This window comes from Paenibacillus aceris (assembly GCF_017874035.1).
In the GTDB taxonomy this organism is placed as follows: domain Bacteria; phylum Bacillota; class Bacilli; order Paenibacillales; family NBRC-103111; genus Paenibacillus_E; species Paenibacillus_E aceris.
Genome location: NZ_JAGGKV010000001.1, coordinates 101,549 through 121,859 on the forward strand (window position 1 = coordinate 101,549; position 20,311 = coordinate 121,859).

General features: G+C 45.4%; 18 protein-coding genes and 1 riboswitch. Of the genes, 3 read left to right on the forward strand and 15 right to left on the reverse strand.

The genetic code is table 11. From position 1 onward, the window contains the following. Nucleotides 1-26: 26 nt before the first annotated feature. On the reverse strand, nucleotides 27-959 hold the full coding sequence (locus J2Z65_RS00465; RefSeq protein WP_167056636.1) for a sugar phosphate isomerase/epimerase family protein: 933 nt from the start codon (nucleotides 957-959) through the stop codon (nucleotides 27-29). 249 nt (nucleotides 960-1,208) lie between these two features. Here J2Z65_RS00465 and J2Z65_RS00470 point away from each other — a divergent pair, with 249 nt between their 5' ends. Then, nucleotides 1,209-2,414 carry an ROK family protein gene (locus J2Z65_RS00470; protein WP_167056931.1) on the forward strand — a complete coding sequence of 402 codons (1,206 nt, stop codon included), beginning with the start codon at nucleotides 1,209-1,211 and terminating at the stop codon, nucleotides 2,412-2,414. Between the two features lie 87 nt (nucleotides 2,415-2,501). Here J2Z65_RS00470 and J2Z65_RS00475 read toward each other — a convergent pair whose 3' ends face one another. From J2Z65_RS00475 to J2Z65_RS00505, 7 genes are all read right to left on the reverse strand, one after another. After that, the gene (locus tag J2Z65_RS00475) at nucleotides 2,502-2,921 is read right to left on the reverse strand and encodes an HIT family protein (RefSeq protein WP_167056633.1); all 420 of its coding nucleotides are present in this window, start codon (nucleotides 2,919-2,921) and stop codon (nucleotides 2,502-2,504) included. 141 nt (nucleotides 2,922-3,062) lie between these two features. Continuing rightward, entirely contained in the window at nucleotides 3,063-3,908 is an 846-nt protein-coding gene (locus J2Z65_RS00480; RefSeq protein ID WP_167056630.1) for a bifunctional 5,10-methylenetetrahydrofolate dehydrogenase/5,10-methenyltetrahydrofolate cyclohydrolase, read from the reverse strand. Nucleotides 3,909-3,963: 55 nt separating this feature from the next. After that, nucleotides 3,964-4,042: riboswitch (ZMP/ZTP riboswitch) on the reverse strand. Nucleotides 4,043-4,135: 93 nt separating this feature from the next. Then, nucleotides 4,136-4,579: a TIGR02452 family protein gene (locus J2Z65_RS00485; RefSeq protein WP_167056628.1), complete on the reverse strand. Its 444-nt coding sequence runs from the start codon at nucleotides 4,577-4,579 to the stop codon at nucleotides 4,136-4,138. Then, nucleotides 4,576-5,469: an NUDIX hydrolase gene (locus J2Z65_RS00490; RefSeq protein ID WP_167056625.1), complete on the reverse strand. Its 894-nt coding sequence runs from the start codon at nucleotides 5,467-5,469 to the stop codon at nucleotides 4,576-4,578. The genes J2Z65_RS00485 and J2Z65_RS00490 overlap by 4 nt, the downstream gene beginning before the upstream one ends. Before the next feature lie 34 nt (nucleotides 5,470-5,503). Beyond that, on the reverse strand, nucleotides 5,504-6,514 hold the full coding sequence (locus tag J2Z65_RS00495; RefSeq protein ID WP_167056622.1) for an AAA family ATPase: 1,011 nt from the start codon (nucleotides 6,512-6,514) through the stop codon (nucleotides 5,504-5,506). Further along, the gene (gene pnuC / locus J2Z65_RS00500; protein WP_338111654.1) at nucleotides 6,511-7,188 is read right to left on the reverse strand and encodes a nicotinamide riboside transporter PnuC; all 678 of its coding nucleotides are present in this window, start codon (nucleotides 7,186-7,188) and stop codon (nucleotides 6,511-6,513) included. The genes J2Z65_RS00495 and pnuC overlap by 4 nt, the downstream gene beginning before the upstream one ends. Nucleotides 7,189-7,395: 207 nt before the next feature. Continuing rightward, nucleotides 7,396-7,875, reverse strand: coding sequence for a DinB family protein (locus J2Z65_RS00505; RefSeq protein ID WP_167056616.1), 480 nt, complete (start codon nucleotides 7,873-7,875; stop codon nucleotides 7,396-7,398). A 467-nt stretch (nucleotides 7,876-8,342) separates the two neighbouring features. On the opposite strand from J2Z65_RS00505, the gene J2Z65_RS00510 reads away from it, so the two are divergent. Together J2Z65_RS00510 and J2Z65_RS00515 are read left to right on the forward strand one after the other, a co-directional pair. Next, the gene (locus J2Z65_RS00510; protein ID WP_209855635.1) at nucleotides 8,343-9,698 is read left to right on the forward strand and encodes an arsenic transporter; all 1,356 of its coding nucleotides are present in this window, start codon (nucleotides 8,343-8,345) and stop codon (nucleotides 9,696-9,698) included. Nucleotides 9,699-9,734: 36 nt separating this feature from the next. After that, a complete protein-coding gene (locus J2Z65_RS00515) occupies nucleotides 9,735-10,403 on the forward strand; it encodes a DUF2642 domain-containing protein (RefSeq protein WP_167056613.1) in 669 nt (222 codons plus the stop codon). A gap of 212 nt (nucleotides 10,404-10,615) precedes the next feature. Here J2Z65_RS00515 and J2Z65_RS00520 read toward each other — a convergent pair whose 3' ends face one another. The 7 genes from J2Z65_RS00520 to J2Z65_RS00550 form a co-directional block, all read right to left on the reverse strand. Continuing rightward, nucleotides 10,616-10,843, reverse strand: coding sequence for a hypothetical protein (locus tag J2Z65_RS00520; protein ID WP_167056610.1), 228 nt, complete (start codon nucleotides 10,841-10,843; stop codon nucleotides 10,616-10,618). Between the two features lie 82 nt (nucleotides 10,844-10,925). Then, a complete protein-coding gene (locus tag J2Z65_RS00525; RefSeq protein ID WP_167056608.1) occupies nucleotides 10,926-11,564 on the reverse strand; it encodes a cell wall hydrolase in 639 nt (212 codons plus the stop codon). A gap of 313 nt (nucleotides 11,565-11,877) precedes the next feature. Next, a complete protein-coding gene (locus tag J2Z65_RS00530; RefSeq protein WP_338111653.1) occupies nucleotides 11,878-14,121 on the reverse strand; it encodes a glycosyl hydrolase family 95 catalytic domain-containing protein in 2,244 nt (747 codons plus the stop codon). A 15-nt stretch (nucleotides 14,122-14,136) separates the two neighbouring features. After that, nucleotides 14,137-15,015, reverse strand: coding sequence for a carbohydrate ABC transporter permease (locus J2Z65_RS00535; protein ID WP_193580872.1), 879 nt, complete (start codon nucleotides 15,013-15,015; stop codon nucleotides 14,137-14,139). A gap of 18 nt (nucleotides 15,016-15,033) precedes the next feature. After that, complete coding sequence (locus J2Z65_RS00540; protein ID WP_420850786.1) at nucleotides 15,034-15,996, reverse strand: ABC transporter permease; 963 nt, start codon at nucleotides 15,994-15,996, stop codon at nucleotides 15,034-15,036. An 82-nt stretch (nucleotides 15,997-16,078) separates the two neighbouring features. Continuing rightward, a complete protein-coding gene (locus J2Z65_RS00545; protein ID WP_167056605.1) occupies nucleotides 16,079-17,719 on the reverse strand; it encodes an extracellular solute-binding protein in 1,641 nt (546 codons plus the stop codon). 210 nt (nucleotides 17,720-17,929) lie between these two features. Beyond that, nucleotides 17,930-20,245 carry a helix-turn-helix domain-containing protein gene (locus J2Z65_RS00550; RefSeq protein ID WP_167056602.1) on the reverse strand — a complete coding sequence of 772 codons (2,316 nt, stop codon included), beginning with the start codon at nucleotides 20,243-20,245 and terminating at the stop codon, nucleotides 17,930-17,932. Nucleotides 20,246-20,311 lie beyond the last annotated feature (66 nt).

The following is a 20,311-nucleotide window of genomic DNA, read 5'->3' on the forward strand; positions in this document are numbered from 1 at the left end:
CAGCACTACACTCCCTCAACGATTTATTAAACCTTAACGTTAGACTTTGTGATTTTAAGCAATTGCTGCACATCATTGTAACATTGCTGAGCTAACACGGTATGTACAGGAAGATCGGAGCCAGGCTTGCTAACACTTTCAACAGTGAGGTATCCGCTATACCCGATTTGCTCCAGCCCACGGAACACTTCGTACCAATCTATCCCACCCTGATTAATGAGCCGGTGACAAAAATATTGTTCTTCATGTTTGACCTGCTTAGGTATGACACGGTGGTAACGGCCGATATGCGGCACATAGTCGCTATATTCGAAAGCCCAGGGATATTGGTTTCCTTTCAATGCCACAATGTCTTTGATATGAACATTAAAGAGGTATTGCTTTAAGCGTTTAATGGTTTCTATCCCATAATCGGTCGGTACCTGATACATATTGACCGGGTCCATTATCAGCCCTACATTACTGCGGCCTACCGCTTCAACAAAGGCGATCGACGAATCCGCATGATCACATAGGGTGCCGTGGTGCATCTCAATTACCGCCCGGATATTCCGTTTGTTTGCAGCATCCGCGCATCGTTGAAACCACTTCACTGCTTTCGCATAATCGTCCTTGGAAACCTCATCGGAATGCTGAAATCCTGGATTCAATCTCATCATGCCGCATCCGATCGCAGCCGCAAAATTCAGATAGCGCTCCCATTTAAGAAATTCAGCCTGATTTTCCTCCTCTGTATTACAGGAGAAATTCCCCACAAACAAAGACAAATTAATAGGAGTCAGACGATATCCATCGAGCAAGCCTTTAATTTGTTCCGCCCGTTCCTGCGAAATATGACCGTCTTTCAGCTCCCCAACACCACGAATCTCGACTCCCTCATAGCCAATAGCAGCTGCATCTTTCAAAAAATGCTCAATGGTAGAATCGTCATACATATTACCGCCTAATACGATCATCATTGCATCCCACCTTCTTAGTTATAGCGCTTACATGAATATGGGGATATCATAATTCACACAAGGTACTTATGTCAATATTTAAATTAAGTTTTTGTTTTAAATAAAATAAATGAAAAAATACTGCTATTTTCGCTCTATAAACACTTGAACTTTGTTTTATTTTTTATTAAAGTAAGTTCATTACCACTATAACTTTAGGTTCAGGTATAATCATTTTAATTACATAATGATATAGCGACGGTGAAACTCATGATAAGTCCTAACAAAAGCGACCAAAAGGGCAGCAAAACCAGTATCATTCAGGCCCTGCGCATGCACGGGTCCATGCCTCGGATTAAATTGACCAAAGTTACGGAACTGAGCAGGGCTACAATCTCTTCAACGATTTCTGAGCTGATGGATTGGAATCTTGTAAAAGAAACGGAAAAAGCCCCCTCAACAGGGGGACGTCCTGCTATTTCACTAGAGCTTGTCCCAGGATCCCATGGTATTATGGGCGCCGATTTAGATAATCAAGTATGGACGCTCGGCGTGTTTGATTTGCTTGGCAATGTCATACATCTTAAGAAAATACCTGTAGGCTCTCCCCACCCCGAGACAGCCATTCAAGAGTTGACGGATCAAACCTCCAAGTTTGTTAAGGAATTGGACATAGGGGTGATCAAATTGTTCGGACTGGGTGTGCCCGGTCTTGTCGATACGAGACGAGGTATTATTAAAAGCGCATCAGATTTGGGCTGGTCTAACGTGGACATTGAGGAAATGGTAAGTAAAAAGCTTGGTTGGCCCACAGTAGCCATAAACAGGCACCGCGCACGCGGGCTTGCCGAATGCCGATTCGGTTCAGGAAGCGGCTACAAGCATATGATTTATGTCGGGGTCGGCTCCGGAATCGCTGCTGGAATCTTTCATGATCGGCAGTTGGTGTCAGGTTCGTTCGGCGGGGCTGGTGAACTCGGGCATACGACAGTTGAACCGGACGGCCCTGTATGTCCATGTGGAAATAATGGATGTTTGCACCTCTATGCTACGGCTTCGGCCATCGAACAGGAGGCTCGCAGACAGCTGCGGTCGGGACAAGAGGAAAGTATACTTCATCGTGTATTACCTGGAAACGACCTCCAACTTCTCCAGGCAAAAGACGTTTGCTTAGCCGCTGATCAGGGCGATGAACTTGCGATACGCATCGTTAATCACGCCGCCACTTATCTCGGCATTGCTTTGGCTAATCTCGTCAATTTGCTGAATCCCGAAGCTATCATACTTGGGGGATCCATACCCAGCATGTGCAGTACCTATGTACAAACCGCCACGAAAGTAATGAAACAGCGGTCCATGTCGGCCCTCTCTGCTGGAATAGCGGTAGACACTGCCGTATTGCCCGAAATCGGCGGAGCACTTGGTGCGATCAATTTTGCGCTTGATCAACATTTTTCTTTTACTATGATTCAGTAAAAACTCAGTAAATACAACGAAAAAGCCCCCAGCTCCACTTCTTAAGTGGTGCTGAAGGCTTATTCTAGCTGAACAAATATCCAACTCTTATAATTGCTGCTTCAGTAGATGAATGATTTCTCCATATTCTTCTTCTGTTAGCTGCTTATTGTCGGGCGGATTCATCTCGAACATCTTCCCCCATGTATATCCATCCTTATACTTCGGTACAACATGGAAATGCACATGTGGCATCGTATCCCCAAATGCACCATAATTAATTTTGTCAGGTTTAAAAGCTCGTTCAATCGCAGAAGCTACTTGAGCGATGTCCCGCATGTACGCGTCCTGCATTTCTTGAGATAAATGGAAAAATTCAGAATGATGTTCATTTAACGCGACAATACATCTCCCCTTATACGTCTGTTCTCTAAATAAGAACAATGTCGAAACCCTCAACTGTCCTATTTCAATCATCAAATTGTTCAAAGCCTCGTTCTTGCTGCAATAATTGCATGTTTGACTCATTTGTGATTCTCCTGTTCTGTTGTTTATTGGGGGTCTACTAAAATAGTGTTCTTGTTTTCGCTAATTTCTAATATTTCCTAACTAGTATTCCCTATAATTATTTGAAATCCTTTTTCTATTGAACTACAGCTAGCTCTACTATTACGAAGTTAATTTTTCAGCGGCTTTCACTGTGTGTTTGAGCAATGTTGCAATTGTTACTGGACCGACTCCAGCTGGTACAGGAGTAATCGCCGAGGCATTTGTTATACAAGCATCATAGTCAACGTCCCCAATGTTACCATCGTTGTAACCGGCATCTACTACAATTGCACCTGGCTTAATCCAATCACCCTGAACAAATTTGGGTTTACCAACCGCCGCCACGACAATATCTCCTAAACGAACCACGTCTTCTAAACTCGTTGTTTTGGAATGGCATGTCGTTACAGTTGCATTTCTGTTTAAAAGCATCAGAGATACAGGTTTCCCAAGGATAGGACTTCTCCCAATTACAACAGCGTGCTTCCCTTCAATTGGAATATTGTAATAGTCTAAAATAGTAACTATTGCTGCCGGTGTGCAAGAAGGAAAATCGGCTAAACCAAAAGCATTTTGGGCAAAACCCAGTGTTGTTACGCCATCTACATCCTTATTAATACTTATTGCTTCAAATGCTGCTCTTTCATCTATTTGATGTGGAACAGGGTGTTGTAACAGTATTCCGTGAACATTGGGATCATCATTTAGTTGATTAATAGCTGCAATTAATTCATGCGTCGAGGTATCCTTAGGTAGATGAACACGAATAGATTGGATGCCAAGTCGCTTACATGCATTACCTTTCATCCGTACATAAGTTGCTGATGACGGATCGTCACCAACTAAAATAGTCGCCAAACATGGAACAATACCTTTTTCAGACAGGCGATGAATTTTCCCCACCAATGTTTCCTTAATGTCAGCTGCAACTCGATTTCCATCCAAGATTAACTTTTCTGCTTTCATTGTATCATCCCTTTCTAGTTGGATCGAAACACAAAGAGGTAAGGGGATATCCCCTTACCTCTGCCCAGGCGTACGGCTTGTTATCTATGTGCTCCCTCATGGTTACCCATGTTCCGCCAGTCACACACAGTCAATTTATATCCTAATCATAACAACTAAGCACAAAAAGTTCAATCCATCTACGCAGGTTATACCTTGGTGGAGCGTTGTCTATCCCTACCCCACACTTACATGCCAGTATTGAACTCCTTTTCAAAAGTATGAATACACTTGCCGTCTTTCGAAGTGTCCAATACCGCAAACTGTATTTCCGAAAACAATACGCCTAAACCTTCGTCCTCCAAAAGCTCACGCCACCACCCGGACACCTTCACCGGATCATTCCGGAAAACGCCGCAGCCATAGGCACCCAAGATTAGGTTCTTATCTCCCTTATGGGCGAATATCGCCAAGGCCAGCCGCATTCGGTCTTTCATCACGCATTCCGCTTTCCGGGGGTCCTCTCCCTTAAGATGAACTTGCCCATAGTTCACGGCGGGCAGCGTCAGAACCGAAGCGGTTACCGGACACTCTATAAGGCCGAACCGCGGGTCACGGAAAAACACCACGTCGGGCGAATAGATGGCGTGATCCGTGTACATCATCGATTGGCAAGCCCGATTGTATATCATCGGTATTCCTCCAAATTTCTCCGATACAAACGGGAAGGACGGTGTCCCGCGTTTTCGGTGTACTGATCGGTCTCTGTCACGAGATCGCCAACTTTACGCCGGAAGGCGGCCTTCAGCAGTTCTTTGTCCAAAATGATCTCATAAACTTGTTGCAATTCCGTCAATGTAAAAAATTTCGGCATTAGGTGCAGCGCAATGTCTGTATAGTTGACTTTCCCCCGCAGCCGATCGATGGCGCAGGCTATAAGCTTCGCATGATCGAAAGCCAAGCCTTCATTCCTTACTAACGAATAAACGGTTGACGTCGAGGTCGGCTTTGCCGTCACTGTCCGATTCACGACCGCTGTAAACTCCTTTCCTTCGCTGCTTAGCTTGAGCTCGTATTCCATCGTTTTGACGTATCCGTCCCCGATCAACTCTTTCCGCTCCCGCAGAAGCCGATAGGTTACCTTAAACCAGGCGGCATCGGCAGCGTCGTCTCCCGCCTTCAGCTGAACTTGGTCGCTATTGATCAATGCCATATAGCTGCAGCTCATCACCCAGGTACGCGGGTCCCGCCCAATATCGCTGAAGGTGTACAACTGCTCCAAATAAACGTCATCCACACCGGTTTCCTCGCGTAATTCCCTTGCCGCGGCCTGCTCCGTCGTCTCGTTCGGACGGACGAAGCCGCCTGGAAGCGCCCATTTGCCCAGGAACGGATGTCCTCCACGGCGAATGAGCAGGATTCGCAGCTCCTTTTCCGGCAGCTTGCGGTAGCTGTCCGCTTCCGCATTCGTGACAGTGAAAATGACCATGTCCGCTGCCACCGAAGGCCGCTCATAATCCCCTGCCCGGTACTGCTCCAAAAATTCGCGTTCTGTAAGTCCATCGCGATCCAACAAATCCAAATGTCTCGTCTCCTTGATCATTTAATTTTTTATTCTAGCCGTTCATCTCTCCGAAATAGTTCCGATAGGGCTCGAACTTCGCCAATACATCATCTACCTTGCGCATTCGTTCCTCCAGACTTCCCCGCAGTGTGATAAATTGAATCCGCCGCTCCTTCAAATCCGCAATGATTTGCTTATGGAAAATATGACGCTTCTGAGCTCCGCTTCGGTCCCATGTATCGTCGTAAGGAATATCGTCATCGCAGAGGAAAAACAGATCGTAACGCTGCGCGTTTTCCAGAGCGATCCGGGTTAAAAGCTCCGGAGCACGGCCATGGTAATCCATGGCGAACATATAAGTGGTAATCGCATTGGTATCGACAAAAAGATACCGGTTCGCTTTCAGCAGAGCCTGCTCCTCCCGCTTGATATGCCCATCAGCGATTTCATCGAACGCTTCCAGACCGATTCTGCGGTCCACCTGGTGCTCAGTCCAATAATCACGCCCGAATTCGCTCGCAAAAGTTGTGCGATACCGCTGAGCCAGCGCTTCCGTTATCGTGGATTTGCCGGTCGACATCGCTCCTACAAAAACCACTTTCGTAATTAAATCCCGATATACGATGTCACTTACAAATTCCCGGTACTTGTAAGGATCTGAACGAACCACTGTGGCCGAAATCGGTACCCGTTCGCGGGCTTCATCTACCCGTCGATCCGCCGCGCTTAGAGCAATGCTCATATGCTCGCCGTAAAACTCGCTGGAATAAAAATGCGTCACTTGCTCGCCATTCAGCAGCCCTAAAATATACTGCTCTTCCCGGATCTCATGCTCCCGGTCGTTCGAATAACCATCCGGACCGTCCCAGGCTTCGATCACCCGGACCGTAGAATACAGCTTGCGAATCCAATTCGCCCGGATATGAAGCGGTATCGAAGTGACTGTAGTCTCATAAATCACCACAATCAATTCGTCGACTTCTTGCAGCGCCGTCTCGATCATGAACTGATGCCCTTTATGCAGCGGGGCAAACTTCCCCAGCGTTAATCCAAGCTTTTTCATGCCAACACCTCCTTTGCCCCTTTGTTCCAATTGTAATAACCGTATACTGCGTTAACTAAATACGCGCTCCACATGGCAATCATCAGCGAACCTTCACCGCTACCCTCCATCATGCGGATTACCCACAGCAGCACCGTGAACATATTGAGAACGATATAGATCAACCATTGTTCCTTGAATCTTTTTACCATTAAAAGGGTAGCTACGATGGATAAAACCGTTGTAGTGGCATCGATATAAGGTGAGTTCTGCCCCGGGATGAACGATAGCCCGATCCCTAGAAGCAGGCTACCTAATACGCACACCACCCCCGTGAGTAGCAGACCCTTAAGTTCCATCTGACGCATGGACAGCTTGCCGCCTTGACGGTTATTTCTCCACATATAGAAGCCGACGACATTCATCGGAACAAAGAAAAGCAGATTCAGCATAACCTCTCCGAACAAACCGTTGACATAAGCCAAATATGCGTAGCCTACGGTATTGTACATTCCGAAAACATAGCTCATAAGGTTTCCTTTCGCAGCGAGCACCACACACAGCACTCCAGTAATAAATACGGTAAATCCGAATAAAGAATCATTAGAAATAACCGTAAACCCGACAGCAATTGAAGTAAACAAAACCAGCCAGGCTATTTCAAACAAGTTCCAATAACCCCATGATTTATTCACTTTCATCCCCTCAGCTTTCATCCAATTTCTGCACCGGACAGTCCAGCTTCTACTTAGTATTTGTTTGATATTATCAACTTGTTACTATCAAAGATAACAGAAAATTATGGATGAGGCAAGTAAATTGTAAAGATGAATCCCCATCCATCACTTTACGGAAACTGCTTAATTATAATATCCATAATCAAGCTCATGGTTCACGTTAGTTCAATCAAGAACGCCAAGAATTTGTTTTTTATGATGACCATCATGCTCAATAAATTCTTGAATGATGTACAGTAGTGAGTATGGTTCGCCTGTATTAGGGCAGTGTTTTACACCGTTTGCTGTTGTCTCTAGCAATAATTCTTCAGATTTCATGTTACTTAATAGATGAATCAGTTTCATTCTATCGCTTGTGAATTCTTGAAGTAGTTGATCTTTAGTTACGCCTGAATTTGCATATTCAAATGCTTTGGCATTATAAGAGTTGAAATCGGGAAACTCCATCCCTTCGCCTCTCCTAATCGAAGGTATGACCACATGGATCAAATGTAGATCCCAGTTTCTAAGATGTGCAATAATTTCAGCTATTGATGCCTTTCCTTCTTTCACGGGCCTATACCAATCACTATCATTTAATTGATGTAATATATTTGTCCACTTGCAAAATTGTTCGTACTCACTGATCGTTTTTTGTATATTCATAAGACATCCTCCTATTCATACTGAATAGATCATAGCACAATTTTTTCCGCAAGAACATATGTTTCTATTCTGTATTTTCGTCTGCCTAATTACTTATATTTCACCCTACTATTCTTCAATTAATGATTACATACTTGATATTTTCTATGAGATTTAGGAGCTTGTCTTGAAATTTTCAAATGGAAGCTGAGTTATTCGCAATAGGAAAACTCGGCTCTTTTTCTATGCATGGTAATGAAAAAGAAAGAGTAGGTAATTATATGAGTACCAATAGTGGAAAAATATAGAAATAGGATTATCGGCTAGTCCCCCCTATGTCCTTTATTCATATAATGCAAATGTAACTATAAGACATTTAAAAGGGGAGGAGATATAACTATGAAATCATAACTATCAAACGGTTCCCACAGTTTCTAAAGAAATAATAGAGCTAGTCATTTACTTTATCGAAAAGAGGTTGAATTAAAATGCTGCAAGACTTGATGATTCCAATCACCATTATGTCGTTTTTATTCACCATTACTTTTATATTTTTGCGTCCTAATGTAAATGAAGCTATTCCGGCAACGGTTGGCGCCCTATTTGTCCTCCTTAGCGGCAGTGTTACCTTATCTGATTTGGGTAAAATAACTGAAACGATAGGCGGCGCTGCCATCACGATCATGGCAACCATTGTCATGGCAATCGTTCTAGAAAGCTTTGGTTTTTTTCATTGGGCAGCCGAAATAATCGTAGAAAAAGCAAAAGGATCAGGCATACGCCTTTTCTGGCTCGTTAATCTTTTTTGTTTCCTTATGACTTTGTTCGTCAATAATGATGGAAGTATCTTAATTACCACACCGATCTTGCTAATGTTATTGCATCATATGGGTCTGAAAAATCACCAAAAAATCCCTTATCTGCTATCCGGCGCCTTGATCGCAACCGCCTCTAGCGCACCCATAGGGGTTAGTAATATCGTAAATTTAATTGCTTTAAAAATTGTAAACATGACTCTTTACATGCACACGGCGATGATGTTCGTTCCCGCTACTATAGGACTCCTTCTCATGGTGACGCTATTGTACTTCCACTTTCGCAAAATCTTGCCACACAACGTCCCTATCAACATATCCGGATTATGGAACTATGATACTTCCAAAGGAAACCACCCATTAAAACCCAAACCTTTAACCACCCCATCGGAAAATCGCGGTAAAACGATGCGCAATATCCTGATCTTTGTGTTTGTTGTACGTGTTGGTTTATTCGTCGCTTCTTACTTGGGAATTCCGGTTGCGTTCGCTGCTATTTTCGGTTCCCTTATCCTGCTGGGATGGCGTTGGTATCGGTTAAAAATCTCTCCTTTAGATATGGTAAAAAAAACACCGTGGTATATCATCGTGTTTGCCTTCAGCATGTACGTAATTATCTATGGCTTGCATAACATTGGATTAACTGAGCTGCTAGTCCAGTTCCTCCAACCTATTGCTCACGGAAGTATGTTAAAAGCTAGTTTCATGATGGGGATTCTTGTATCTGTACTTTCTGATATTTTCAACAATCACCCTGCCTTGATGGTCGGAACTATTACTTTAACGAGTATGGGTCTTGATCCACTCACACTTAAAGTCTCCTATCTTGCAAGCATTATCGGCAGCGACATAGGCTCCCTATTCTTACCTATTGGAACGCTGGCTTCCATCATGTGGATGCATATCGTCAAAAAAGGCAAAGTGAAGATCACTTGGGGCGATTATCTTAAAGCAACTTGGTATATTATCCCCATCACGGTTATGTTTACGTTAGTTATTCTAGCATTTTGGGTAACCTGGATTTTTTAATTCAAAATCATTCATCCTAATCTGGAGGTCATTCGTATGCGAGTGCTTCAACCATTTGTTGGTCAACAAGTGATTGTCGAGATTTCAGGAAATAATATTTGTAAAGGTACGTTGATCGATTTAGGTTTGGATATTATGGTCATGGTCAATGAACAACAGTTCTACTATATCCCCTTGGTCCACGTGCAAAATGTAAAGTTGAATTTAGAGTCCAGTACAGGGACAGACACTCTATCTAGTGAAACGCCAATCGATTATCTTGCAGATGGTCTCTCATTTCGGAAAATATTAAATACGGCAAAAGGTCGATTTGTAGAGATTTATGTAACTGGCAATAAAACGATTCACGGCTATTTAACCAGTATTATGAATGATTATTTCGTCTTCTACTCTCCTGTCTATAAAACCATGTATGTGTCTATGAACCACTTAAAATGGTTAATTCCTTACCGCTCAAACGTTACTCCCTATTCGCTTGATAACCATTTTCTTCCTATGAATGCGATCAATATTACTTTATCAAGAACTTTTGAAGAACAGTGCAAAAAACTTGAAGGAAAAATAGTTGTTTTTGATCTTGGAGATCACACGAATAAAATAGGCTTGCTTCAGAAAGCGGATAGTGATTTCATACAACTAATAAATGCCTCTGGAGATAATGTATTATGGCATCTACAGCATCTAAAAACGGTATTTACGCCATGATTATTAAAGGATCTTTCATAAAACAAATAAAAAAACGACCCTCAACATAGAAGGTCGATCGAAAAAAGGTTAATTAATGCATGTTTGCACTACACATTTTATGTGAAAGGTGTTTAAAACGTTTGGGCGACTAACTAATAGCAAAAAAAAGGCGGCTTATGCCTCCTTTTTATTTTGGGTCTAACCGATGCGGCTTCGTTGCCATGCACTATCTAGGAAAACTGCTCCGGTAACGCTTTAATTATCTCTTCATATTTTAGAGCGATAGTAATTTCCAAAATATGAACTGGATTTTGGTGAGCGTAGGCTAGCAGAAGTTCTTTATTAAACTCTTCATCGTTCATTTTCGAGCTTTTTCGGATCAGCTCCATCATTGCTTTTTGGCTTCTCGTATTCAATTGTTCGATTTTTTCTACGGCTAATTCAACTTCATTCTCCATAACTACGCTCCTAAATCAGAATCGTTTGAGTTCTAAAAAAAGCCGCGAATTACGCGACTTTTTTTGTTAGAACTGACTACTCTTAAAGAGTAAAAACATGATTACCAATGGTAATCTTGGCTAATCTTTTTTTGCTCCAAGCTGCCTGTGCAATATCAGGATTATAAAAGTAAAGGGCGCCAGTTGTTGGATCCAAACCATTCAAAGCAGCTTTTGCCGCTCGGTAGGCTGACTCATTTGGTTTAAGGTTAAACTGGCCATCATCAATGGATGAAAATTGACCTGGTTGATGAATAACCTCCGTGATGGAGTCAGGGAATTTTTCGGATTGCACGCGATTAAGAACGACAGCTCCCACGGCAACTTGTCCTAAAAAGGACTCTCCTCGTGCTTCGGCATGAATGATTCGCGCCATTTCGTCCAGCACCGACTGTTTTGGCGAAATCGCACTTTTTAGTTTTGACAGAGTTAAGGAATCGGCTTCACCATCTGCTGACAAACCATAGCTGGTTTGAAATTTCTTTACCGCATTCTTGGTCTGGTTACCGTAATATCCGGTAATTCCTGTGTTAAAGTAACCGAGTGCGTTTAACCGTTCTTGCAAATCCAATACTTGGTCACTTTGTGTGCCCTGAACTAATGATTGAGCGCTGACCGGTGCGGCCATCCCCATTACACCAAGGGAACAGACACAGATAAGTGCTTGTAGTTTCTTCTTCATGTTTCAAGATAACCTCCTCTTCCTTTTACGCGCCGCACATGGCAACCAATGCAGCATTACAAATTTAGGGGCGTTGATCCGATTCAAGATGTCTCCTTACATACTTGAAAATAGGGAACAGCACCAAGCTGTCCCTATAAACTTCGGTTGAAACACGAATTTAAGGTCGCAAACAAGGATAAACGACTTCGTCGCCTTTTAGGACGAGCGCGTTTTTCAAGGTAGATGCGAAGCTAAAGTATAAACTTATACTTACTTATCTACTCGTAAAGAGGAGCTCTGCCGATTTGCAAGCTCCTCTTTATAACCTGCATCACACTTGGTCTGAATGAAATCCGTAAAGCCGCCAAGGCTTGTGTCCCCCATAATATCGTGCTACCTTACCCGCTCCTTCTACAGGGCAGATACGCAAATCCGGTAACCCATCGCCTGGATAGAGAACGACTTCTTCGCCTATATTCATATCAAGTAATATTTCATCGTCTATGTCCTCTTCGCCGTGCACGCGTACCTCGCCGTGGGCGTCGATGATGTTCCAACGGATGCGTCCGCTCCATCCCGTTTTGATCAGACAAGGCTCTCCAGCCAAACTCTTCACTCTGATCCACTGCGTGGCTGTATCTTTGCGGACAGCGCTGACCAGGAAGGCGCCTTCCGCCCGCAGATCATGATACGCCAGCTCCGTCCACGCCTTGGGCACTGCCGGAAACACACGCAGCTTGCCGCCCCAGCTCTGAAGCAGCATATCATGAATCGATTCCGCACCGGCCAGCGGCGTCTCGATCACCGGTCCCGCTTCCTTGTACATCGTATTCGGCTTGATGATAAGCAGAAGCGACTGGAGCAGCCGCAGCGCCTCATCTCCCCAACCGAGAACAGCCGCAATCGAAGCACTACCCGTCATACTAAAACCGCGCAGGTCGCCTTCTTTCGCCAACCAATGACGCAGGGAAGTTGCGATTAATGCCCGCTCCTCCTCCGTTTCTCCGCCAATAAGATGCAGCGGAAAAATCGCCAGCAGGTGACTGAAATGTCGGTGCCCGTAGGCAAGCGGCATATCGCGTCCAATCATAAAGCCCGTCTCGTCGACGGGCAGCGGAGCCAACCTCGCCAGTATGTCTTCCCACTTCGGGATGAGCGGATCGGGAGCCGCCAGTCTTCCGCAAATCGCAAGCAATGTCTCGCATCCCCAGCGCAGCAGAGACAGATCATAATGGCAATCCGGGACTGTAGTCCGCATGAACGAGCCATACTCCGGAGAAATCGTCGGAGGCAGATGCAACAATTCGTCATTTCCCTCTTCCAGGAGATGCATATAATAGCTCACACTCCGCTTTAATATCGGAAACAAAACGTCTCCCAGCATGGCATCGTCCATCGCATATCGGTAATGCCGCCAAACGTTATGACAGATCCACGTTAAATTCCCAACCTCGTCCTCCACTTTGGCCGATAGATCGAAGCTGCAGCTGCGCCCTAATCCGGCAGAATCGTGCCGACAATCTTCGGGTACGTTCAGAATCAGATTATCCCTGTTCTCAGACAACGAACGAACAAGTGATTCGCCAATTTCCAAGCGATTGGCCGTATAAACCGGCGAATAACTCATTTGTACGTTCATATTGAACCAGACACCAGGCCAAGGTGTAGACGTGAGCCAAGGCCCTTGATTATCGATCAGTGGGCTGTCCGCTCTCGTAGCCGATGCCAGTTTGTACATCTGGATCCAGTAAAAGCTTTCCAAACGGCCATCCGGCAGCGAGACGAAGCTTTGACGGTAATACCGATGCCACCATGCTCTGTGAGCTTGCACCCATTCTTCAAAATTCGCAGCCGAAGCTTGAGCTACCGCCTTTACAGCTTCGGCCTTTGCCGATTCACCATGCCCACGGGCAACGGACAGCCAGCAAATTCGGCGATTCGGCGACACTTGCACTTCCTTCCAGGCGGTTACGCAGCCGTCTTCGACCGAATACTTCTGCGTACAAACGCGAATGCCGTCCTCTCCTTCCGTTTGTTCCACATCAGTAACCGGAATATATTGATTCAAATTCAAGCCGTCCGCGTTTTTCAGCACAGGATCGACTTCCGGATAGGCATACCACGCACAGCGGGCTCCGCTTTCACCTGTTGTTGTCTCGATCTCTACGGCTATCACCGGATAGAGACTGTGTACCAGCGAACGAAGCTTGACCTCCCCGCTCGTTGTCGTTAGCGTAGCCTGCAGTTCAGCGTTCCACAAGCTGATTCGCATATGCGTTGGATGATAGATCTTCCCTTCCAATTCCAGATCCAGCTCACCGACCGGAACACGTGGTGGGAATCCGGCTCTGTCCATCCGGCTTGCCGTCACATCGGTGCGCCCGGTCACCATGCGAAGCACATGCCGTTTACTCGCATGTTCCTCCCCGTACACCATCGAACCGAGCAAACCGTTGCCGAGGAATGCCCCTTCATCCCAGCTAACGGGCTTGACTACCCACTCCATATCATTAGCTGCCAAGAAACGTTCCCAATCCATATCAAGACGAACCGCCAAGCTGCTGCTTTCATTCACGCCAATTTTCCTCCCCTATCCTTTGATGGCTCCGATAAGAGCTCCTTTGACAAAATATTTCTGCAAAAATGGATACACGAACAAAATCGGAACCGTAGCGACGATAATCGTTGCATACTTCAACGTAGCGGCAAGCATGGCAGCATCGCCGTCGGAAACGCCAGAATTGGCGTTGGCTTCTCCTTGCAGCAGTATTTCACGCAGTACCAATTGCAGCGGGTAGAGCGAACGTTCCTGCAGAAATATCATCGCATTGAACCAGGAATTCCAATGGCTCACGCCATAATACAGCAGCATTACGGCGATTACAGGCATCGAGAGCGGCAGTACAATGCGGAATAGAATCACGAAATCGTTCGCCCCGTCCATTTTGGCCGACTCCTCCAGCGCATCGGGGATGGCTTCGAATGCCGTCTTCATCAGAATCAAGTTAAACGTATTAATGGCCTGCGGAATAATAAGCGACCATAGGGAGTCAATTAACCCTACCCCTTTGACCGTCAAGTAGAGCGGAATCAACCCTCCGCTAAAGAACATGGTAAAGATGATGAAGAGCATGAGCGGCTTGCGATACTGTAAGCTCTTACGCGAGAGCGCATAAGCTCCGAATGCGGTCAGAGTAATATTAATTGCCAAGCCGATTAGGACGACAAACAGTGTGTTTCCATAGCCTTTTAAAATCATCGGATTGCGAAATACATTCGTATAGGCATCAAGCGAGAAGCCGATGGGCCGCCATAATATGCCTTTATGCCCCATCAAGCTTCCTGCGTCACTGACTGAAGCAAACACCACATAAATTAGAGGATATATGGTAAAGATCATCAACAGGACCATCAGTATCGTATTGATATAATCGAAGCATCTCTCTGAAAAGCTTGCCTTGTTCAGCATGATAACTCTCTCTCTCCTTTACCACAAGCTTGTATCGTTATATTTGCGGCTCAGCCAGTTGGAAGAAATGAGCAGGACAAAATTGATGACCGAGTTAAACAAGCCCACCGCAGAACTGAAGCTATAATTGAAATCTTGCAGACCCACACGATACACATAGGAGGAAATAACGTCAGCCGTTTCAAATGTGCCCGGATTGTAAAGCAAAATGATTTTCTCGAACCCAACATTCATCATCCGCCCGATATCGAGAATAAGCAGAATAACGATAGTTGGCATAAGCCCCGGCAGCGTAACGTGTGTCATCTGTTTCCAACGGCCTGCGCCGTCGATTTTGGCTGCCTCGTACTGCTCTTGATCGATCCCGGTTAAAGCCGCTAGAAAAATGATCGTCCCCCAACCGATATTTTGCCAGATGCCGGATGAGACATAGACGGTGCGGAACAAACTGGGTTCGAGCAGAAAGGTCAACCGCTCCCCGCCGAAGAATGCGATGATGTCGTTAATGACGCCTTCACTGGACGTGAAGTCTTTCAGAATCCCGCAAATGACAATCAACGAAATAAAGTGCGGCATGTAGGTCACGGTCTGCACCGTTCTTTTAAACAAAGCATGCTTCAATTCGTTCAGCAGAAGCGCCAGGACGATAGGCGCCGGGAATCCGAATAACAGCTGGTAGAAGCTGATCAGAACCGTATTCTTAATCGTTCGCCAGAAATAAGGGCCTGTAAAAAATTCGCGAAAATGCTCAAACCCGACCCAATCGCTCCCCCATATACCGAGTCTTGGTGAGAAATCCTTGAATGCAATCACGGCACCGTACATGGGCGCATAGTGAAACACAACATAATACAGCAGAACCGGAAGCAGCATGACGTAAAGCAGTTTATTTTTGCGGATATCCAGCAATATCCCAAAACGGAATTTCCGTTTTTCTCCAAGGGTTGTAATCGACTTCGTTTTGGTAATCATGGTGCTCATAGTATCACCCTCTCCAGCCACGGGGCTCTGCGGAAGGTCGGAACGGATCGTCCTCTCCCCCGCCAGATTCGCCGTAGACTAATTATCGCTTATTGTATCGATCAAGTGCACCCTGATAAATCTGAGTTACTTTGTCGATTCCCATCTCTTTAATCCGTTTCACATAGTCATCGAACTTGTCAATCGGCTCTTTGCCCATCACAAATTTAACGAACATTTCTTCTTTATAGCTGGCAATGGCCGTATTTAATTTGGCCAGTTCTTTGCTTTCTTCGACCGTTGGCGTCAAGAATAGCGGCATAACATGCTTGGCGGCGTCTGTTTGTTCCCAAATTTTGATCGCCTCATCCTGCTCTTTGAACGTATTGAAACTTTTTCGACTATCGCCTAGGAACGGACCGTTAGGTTTCGTATACTGGGAAACCATTTGCTGCAAGTTATACTTCGGATCTTTCGTAATTTTATCGGAAAACTTAGGTACGCCATCAAGCATGGTATAGCTCTCTCCTTCGATACCGAAGTTGAAGAGTAAGCTGCCTTTCTCGCTATACGCATAATCCATCCACTTAACTGCCAGCTCTGCATGCTTGGAATCCCCTGAAACGGCTTTACTAGCAGCCGGGTTGTACTTGAAGTCGCGTTGTCCGATGAAAGCGCGTTCTCCTTTGTTCAAAGTAGGATATGGAGCGGCAACCAACTGGAATTTCGGATTTTTCTTCTTGCCTGTATCCATCCATCTGCCCATACCGCCGCTTAACAAGCCAACTGTCGCACCCGAGGCATCGCTCATTAACTTCGTATCCAGCGACTTGGAATCCGTGTTAAGCGCGAAGTCTTTATCCAGCAAGCCTTCGGCATACCATTTGTGGAGTAAATTCAGTGCATCCTTGAATTGAGGGTCCGTAGGCCCGTATTTTACTTTGCCCTGATCGTCGATATAGAAGCGGTTTGCTGTTTTAAAGGCGCCAATGAAAGCATCTTGGATATTCAATTCATTGCTGTACTGAGCCGAAAATGGCGCGGTTGCCCCTTTCTTCTCCTTGAAAGCCTTTAGGACTGTATACCATTCATCGATCGTTGTAGGCACCTGAAGATTCAATTCATCCAACCAGTCTTTGCGAATCATCGGTCCCCGGAAAACCAAGCCGTTGTCCGGACGAATCATCGGAAAAGCGTAGTAAGTACCGTTGTCCGTTTTGATCATTTTGTCCAGTTCTTTATCCTGCTGCAGCAGTTTCTTTAAATTTGGCGCACTTTTATCGATTAAATCGTTTAAAGGAAGAATGACCTTGTCCGCGATGGCTTTCTCCGGTCCACCCGGATACGCTGCCGATCCGCCGCCGCCCCAGTTGTATTCAATCACATCTGGTAAGTTGTTCGAAGCAATCAGCAGGTTGAATTGATCCTTCGATTGACCGTCGGCAGGGTGCGTATACTTGACCTTAACTCCGGTTTCACTTTCTAAGCGCTTACCGAATGGTGACTCGGCCAGATTAGGAACGAAAGACGCCAGATTCGTGTCGATCTGTTCCCAAGATGTTAATGTTTCTTGCGTACTAATGGGATATTGGCCTGCTGCTGCCATCGGCGTTGCCGTCGTTTTCGCAGCTCCGGTTTCGCTTGGACTTCCCGTAGGAACTTTGGAACATGCAACGATCAGGCTTGATGCCGCCACAACGCTTAGAGCCAGGCTAATCGACTTTCTTTTGGAATGTTTCCTCATGTAAATCCCCCTCATCATGATCTAGTGCAAACTTCTTCGCTACAGCACTATGGCTTTAGTATGGATGGAAAACCACCTTTTTGAATATCGTCAAAACCGCAAATCACTCTTTAAAATCCGAAAAAAGCAATAATCAGAATCCAAAACAGCTATGCAAAAAATGAAAAGCCGCCCAAGCAAGCTTGCACGACTTTAACCAATCCGTAAAGTTCATTTAAGTTCTTTGTATTTCCCTGGCGTAATGCCCTCGAACTTCTTGAAAGTCCGGTTAAACGTATTGATATCCGCATATCCGACCCTTCGCGCAATCTCCATGATGGAGAGAGGTTGTTCGGTCAGCAGCTTTTTTGCCTCCTCCAAACGTGTCCGGCTTATGAAATCAAGCAGTGCGTCACCGGTTTGTGCTTTAAATTGTTTGGATAAATAGGAAGGGGTGATCCCGAATTTCTCACCGATCATCGAGATGTTCAGACTTTCTTCAGCATAGTTGGCTTTAACGTAAGCACTAACCAGCTCGCCAAGCGGACTATACTCCTGTTTGCGGTCAGCTTGAACGGACAGGCAGACCTGTTCGAGAATCGCGAGAATCTCCCTTTTCATTTCTTTTATCGTTTCACATCCAGATAACCGTTCTACAGGTTTAAATTGTTCCATGAAGGACTTTTTATTGCCTTGCGAGCCGATTTCATTCATTGTTTTCAGCATTGTACTAGCAAGATCGAACATGAGGCATTTGCCCAGCGGCACCGACAAAACGGCATTGGATACGTTGGTATCAATAATTTGCTCAATAATCGAGCTTGATTTCTCATAATCGCCAGTCTTGACGAAATTAATCAATTGCTGCTCCACATGCAAAGGATAATAATAATTTCCAGCTTGGCGGACAGCCTCGGAACTAGGTAATTCGTCGTAACGAATAATAGCTCCGCTCCCCTTGACAAGACGATAAGCCATCGCCGACAGAGCTTCTTGATACGCCTCGGCAATGCCGAACAACTCGGAATGGATACCGCTGAGGGACACCGTCAAATGTACATGGAAATGGTCAAGGAGGAACAATTTCGTCTGCTCGGCAATTCGCCATAGCTCCTCCGGGTCCTGTTCTGCACCAAAATTAAAAATACATGCCTGCATATCGTCAATTTCGGTCGTAAAGCCCTGGTTATGGCTCCCGATCACCTCTTCCACCACATTCATCAGAATGAACTGCATCAACTTCACTTTCTGCGGATCCACGGTGACATCTTCCTGAAATTTACCAAAATGATCGATATGAAACAAAAGTACGGCAAAATGAGGGGAAGCTAGACGTATATCGTGAGCCGAGAGAGATTCGTGCACGGGTATGTCCTGCTCCAGGTTCCCCTTAAGAAGCCCCTGCAGGAAATGCGAGCGGATCGCGTCACGGTGCTGGTGCAGGCGGCGGTCAACCTGCTCTTTCTCAGCGAATGTATTGTTGAGCGCCTCTTGCAAAAAGCCGTACTCATTCGTTCCCTCTGCAAACGAAATCCCTGCTTTCATCGAGAAACTCCGAATGAGCAGATGAATCGGATTGTAGTTTTTGCGAAGGAACAGGAAGGTGACTACCCCTCCCAGAAGAAGGCTAAGCAAAATGCTGGCATACACCAGCCTTTTCATGTATCTCATCTTGTCATCAAAGCGCTCGGCGGGAATCATCGACATGTATTTCCAGCCTGTCCTAGCCGATGTCGTGTACGATACAGCAACTTGCTTGCCCGCCACATCCCCATAAAAAAGCCCGTTTTCGCCAGAGAACTTGTCATAGGTGAGAAAATCGGGACTTTGCCCGAGTCCGCTGGAGGCAACCAGTCGGTTTTCTTTATCAAGCACCGCAACGGATGTCGCTTCGGACGGCGGGATATTGGCGAGCAGCTTGGAATCTTTCATGACAAAGAGGAGCACCGCTCCCGGCTGATCCCGATTCGCCAAAGTAACGGATTTGGCAAACAGAACGGCTTTATACGGATTGCCATCCTCTGTCATCGTCACCGGCGTATACTCCTGAATGTAGCGTTTATCCAAAAACGTCTTCCACGCCTCGTAGCCCTTAAGGTTTTGTCCGTCCAACATCTGAAACAACTGTCGGCTGTCCGTCCGGTTGCGCGTAGATATGACCGTATCGCTATTTTTGTAATACAGATAGATTTGTTCAATAAACTCATTAGCTGTCTGGTAAACCCGCAAGTCATTGGAAATCGTGACTAAATCGTAATAATCGTTATCCGAAAGAGGCAGATCCGTATTGATAAAAGCGTTCACCTGTTTATTAAGGGAGATTTCCAGACTCAACCGCTCAATGCCGCCCAGGCTGTTATCAATCGCCATTTCCATCTGCTTTAATGCGTTATTGTTGGCACGATTCACTTCCGACTCAACCACATGCCAGGAAGCCGCATATAAAATTCCGCTAATGATAATCGGAACGAGCAGCACCGAAATATAGGAGGTGAGCCAAGTTACCATTACGCTGCGTTTGTTGAACAGGATCCGATTAAACTTCATTAGTACTAACCCCTTATCGCCATGTTGTAACTGCTTTCATTTATTATAACGAAAATATAAGAATGC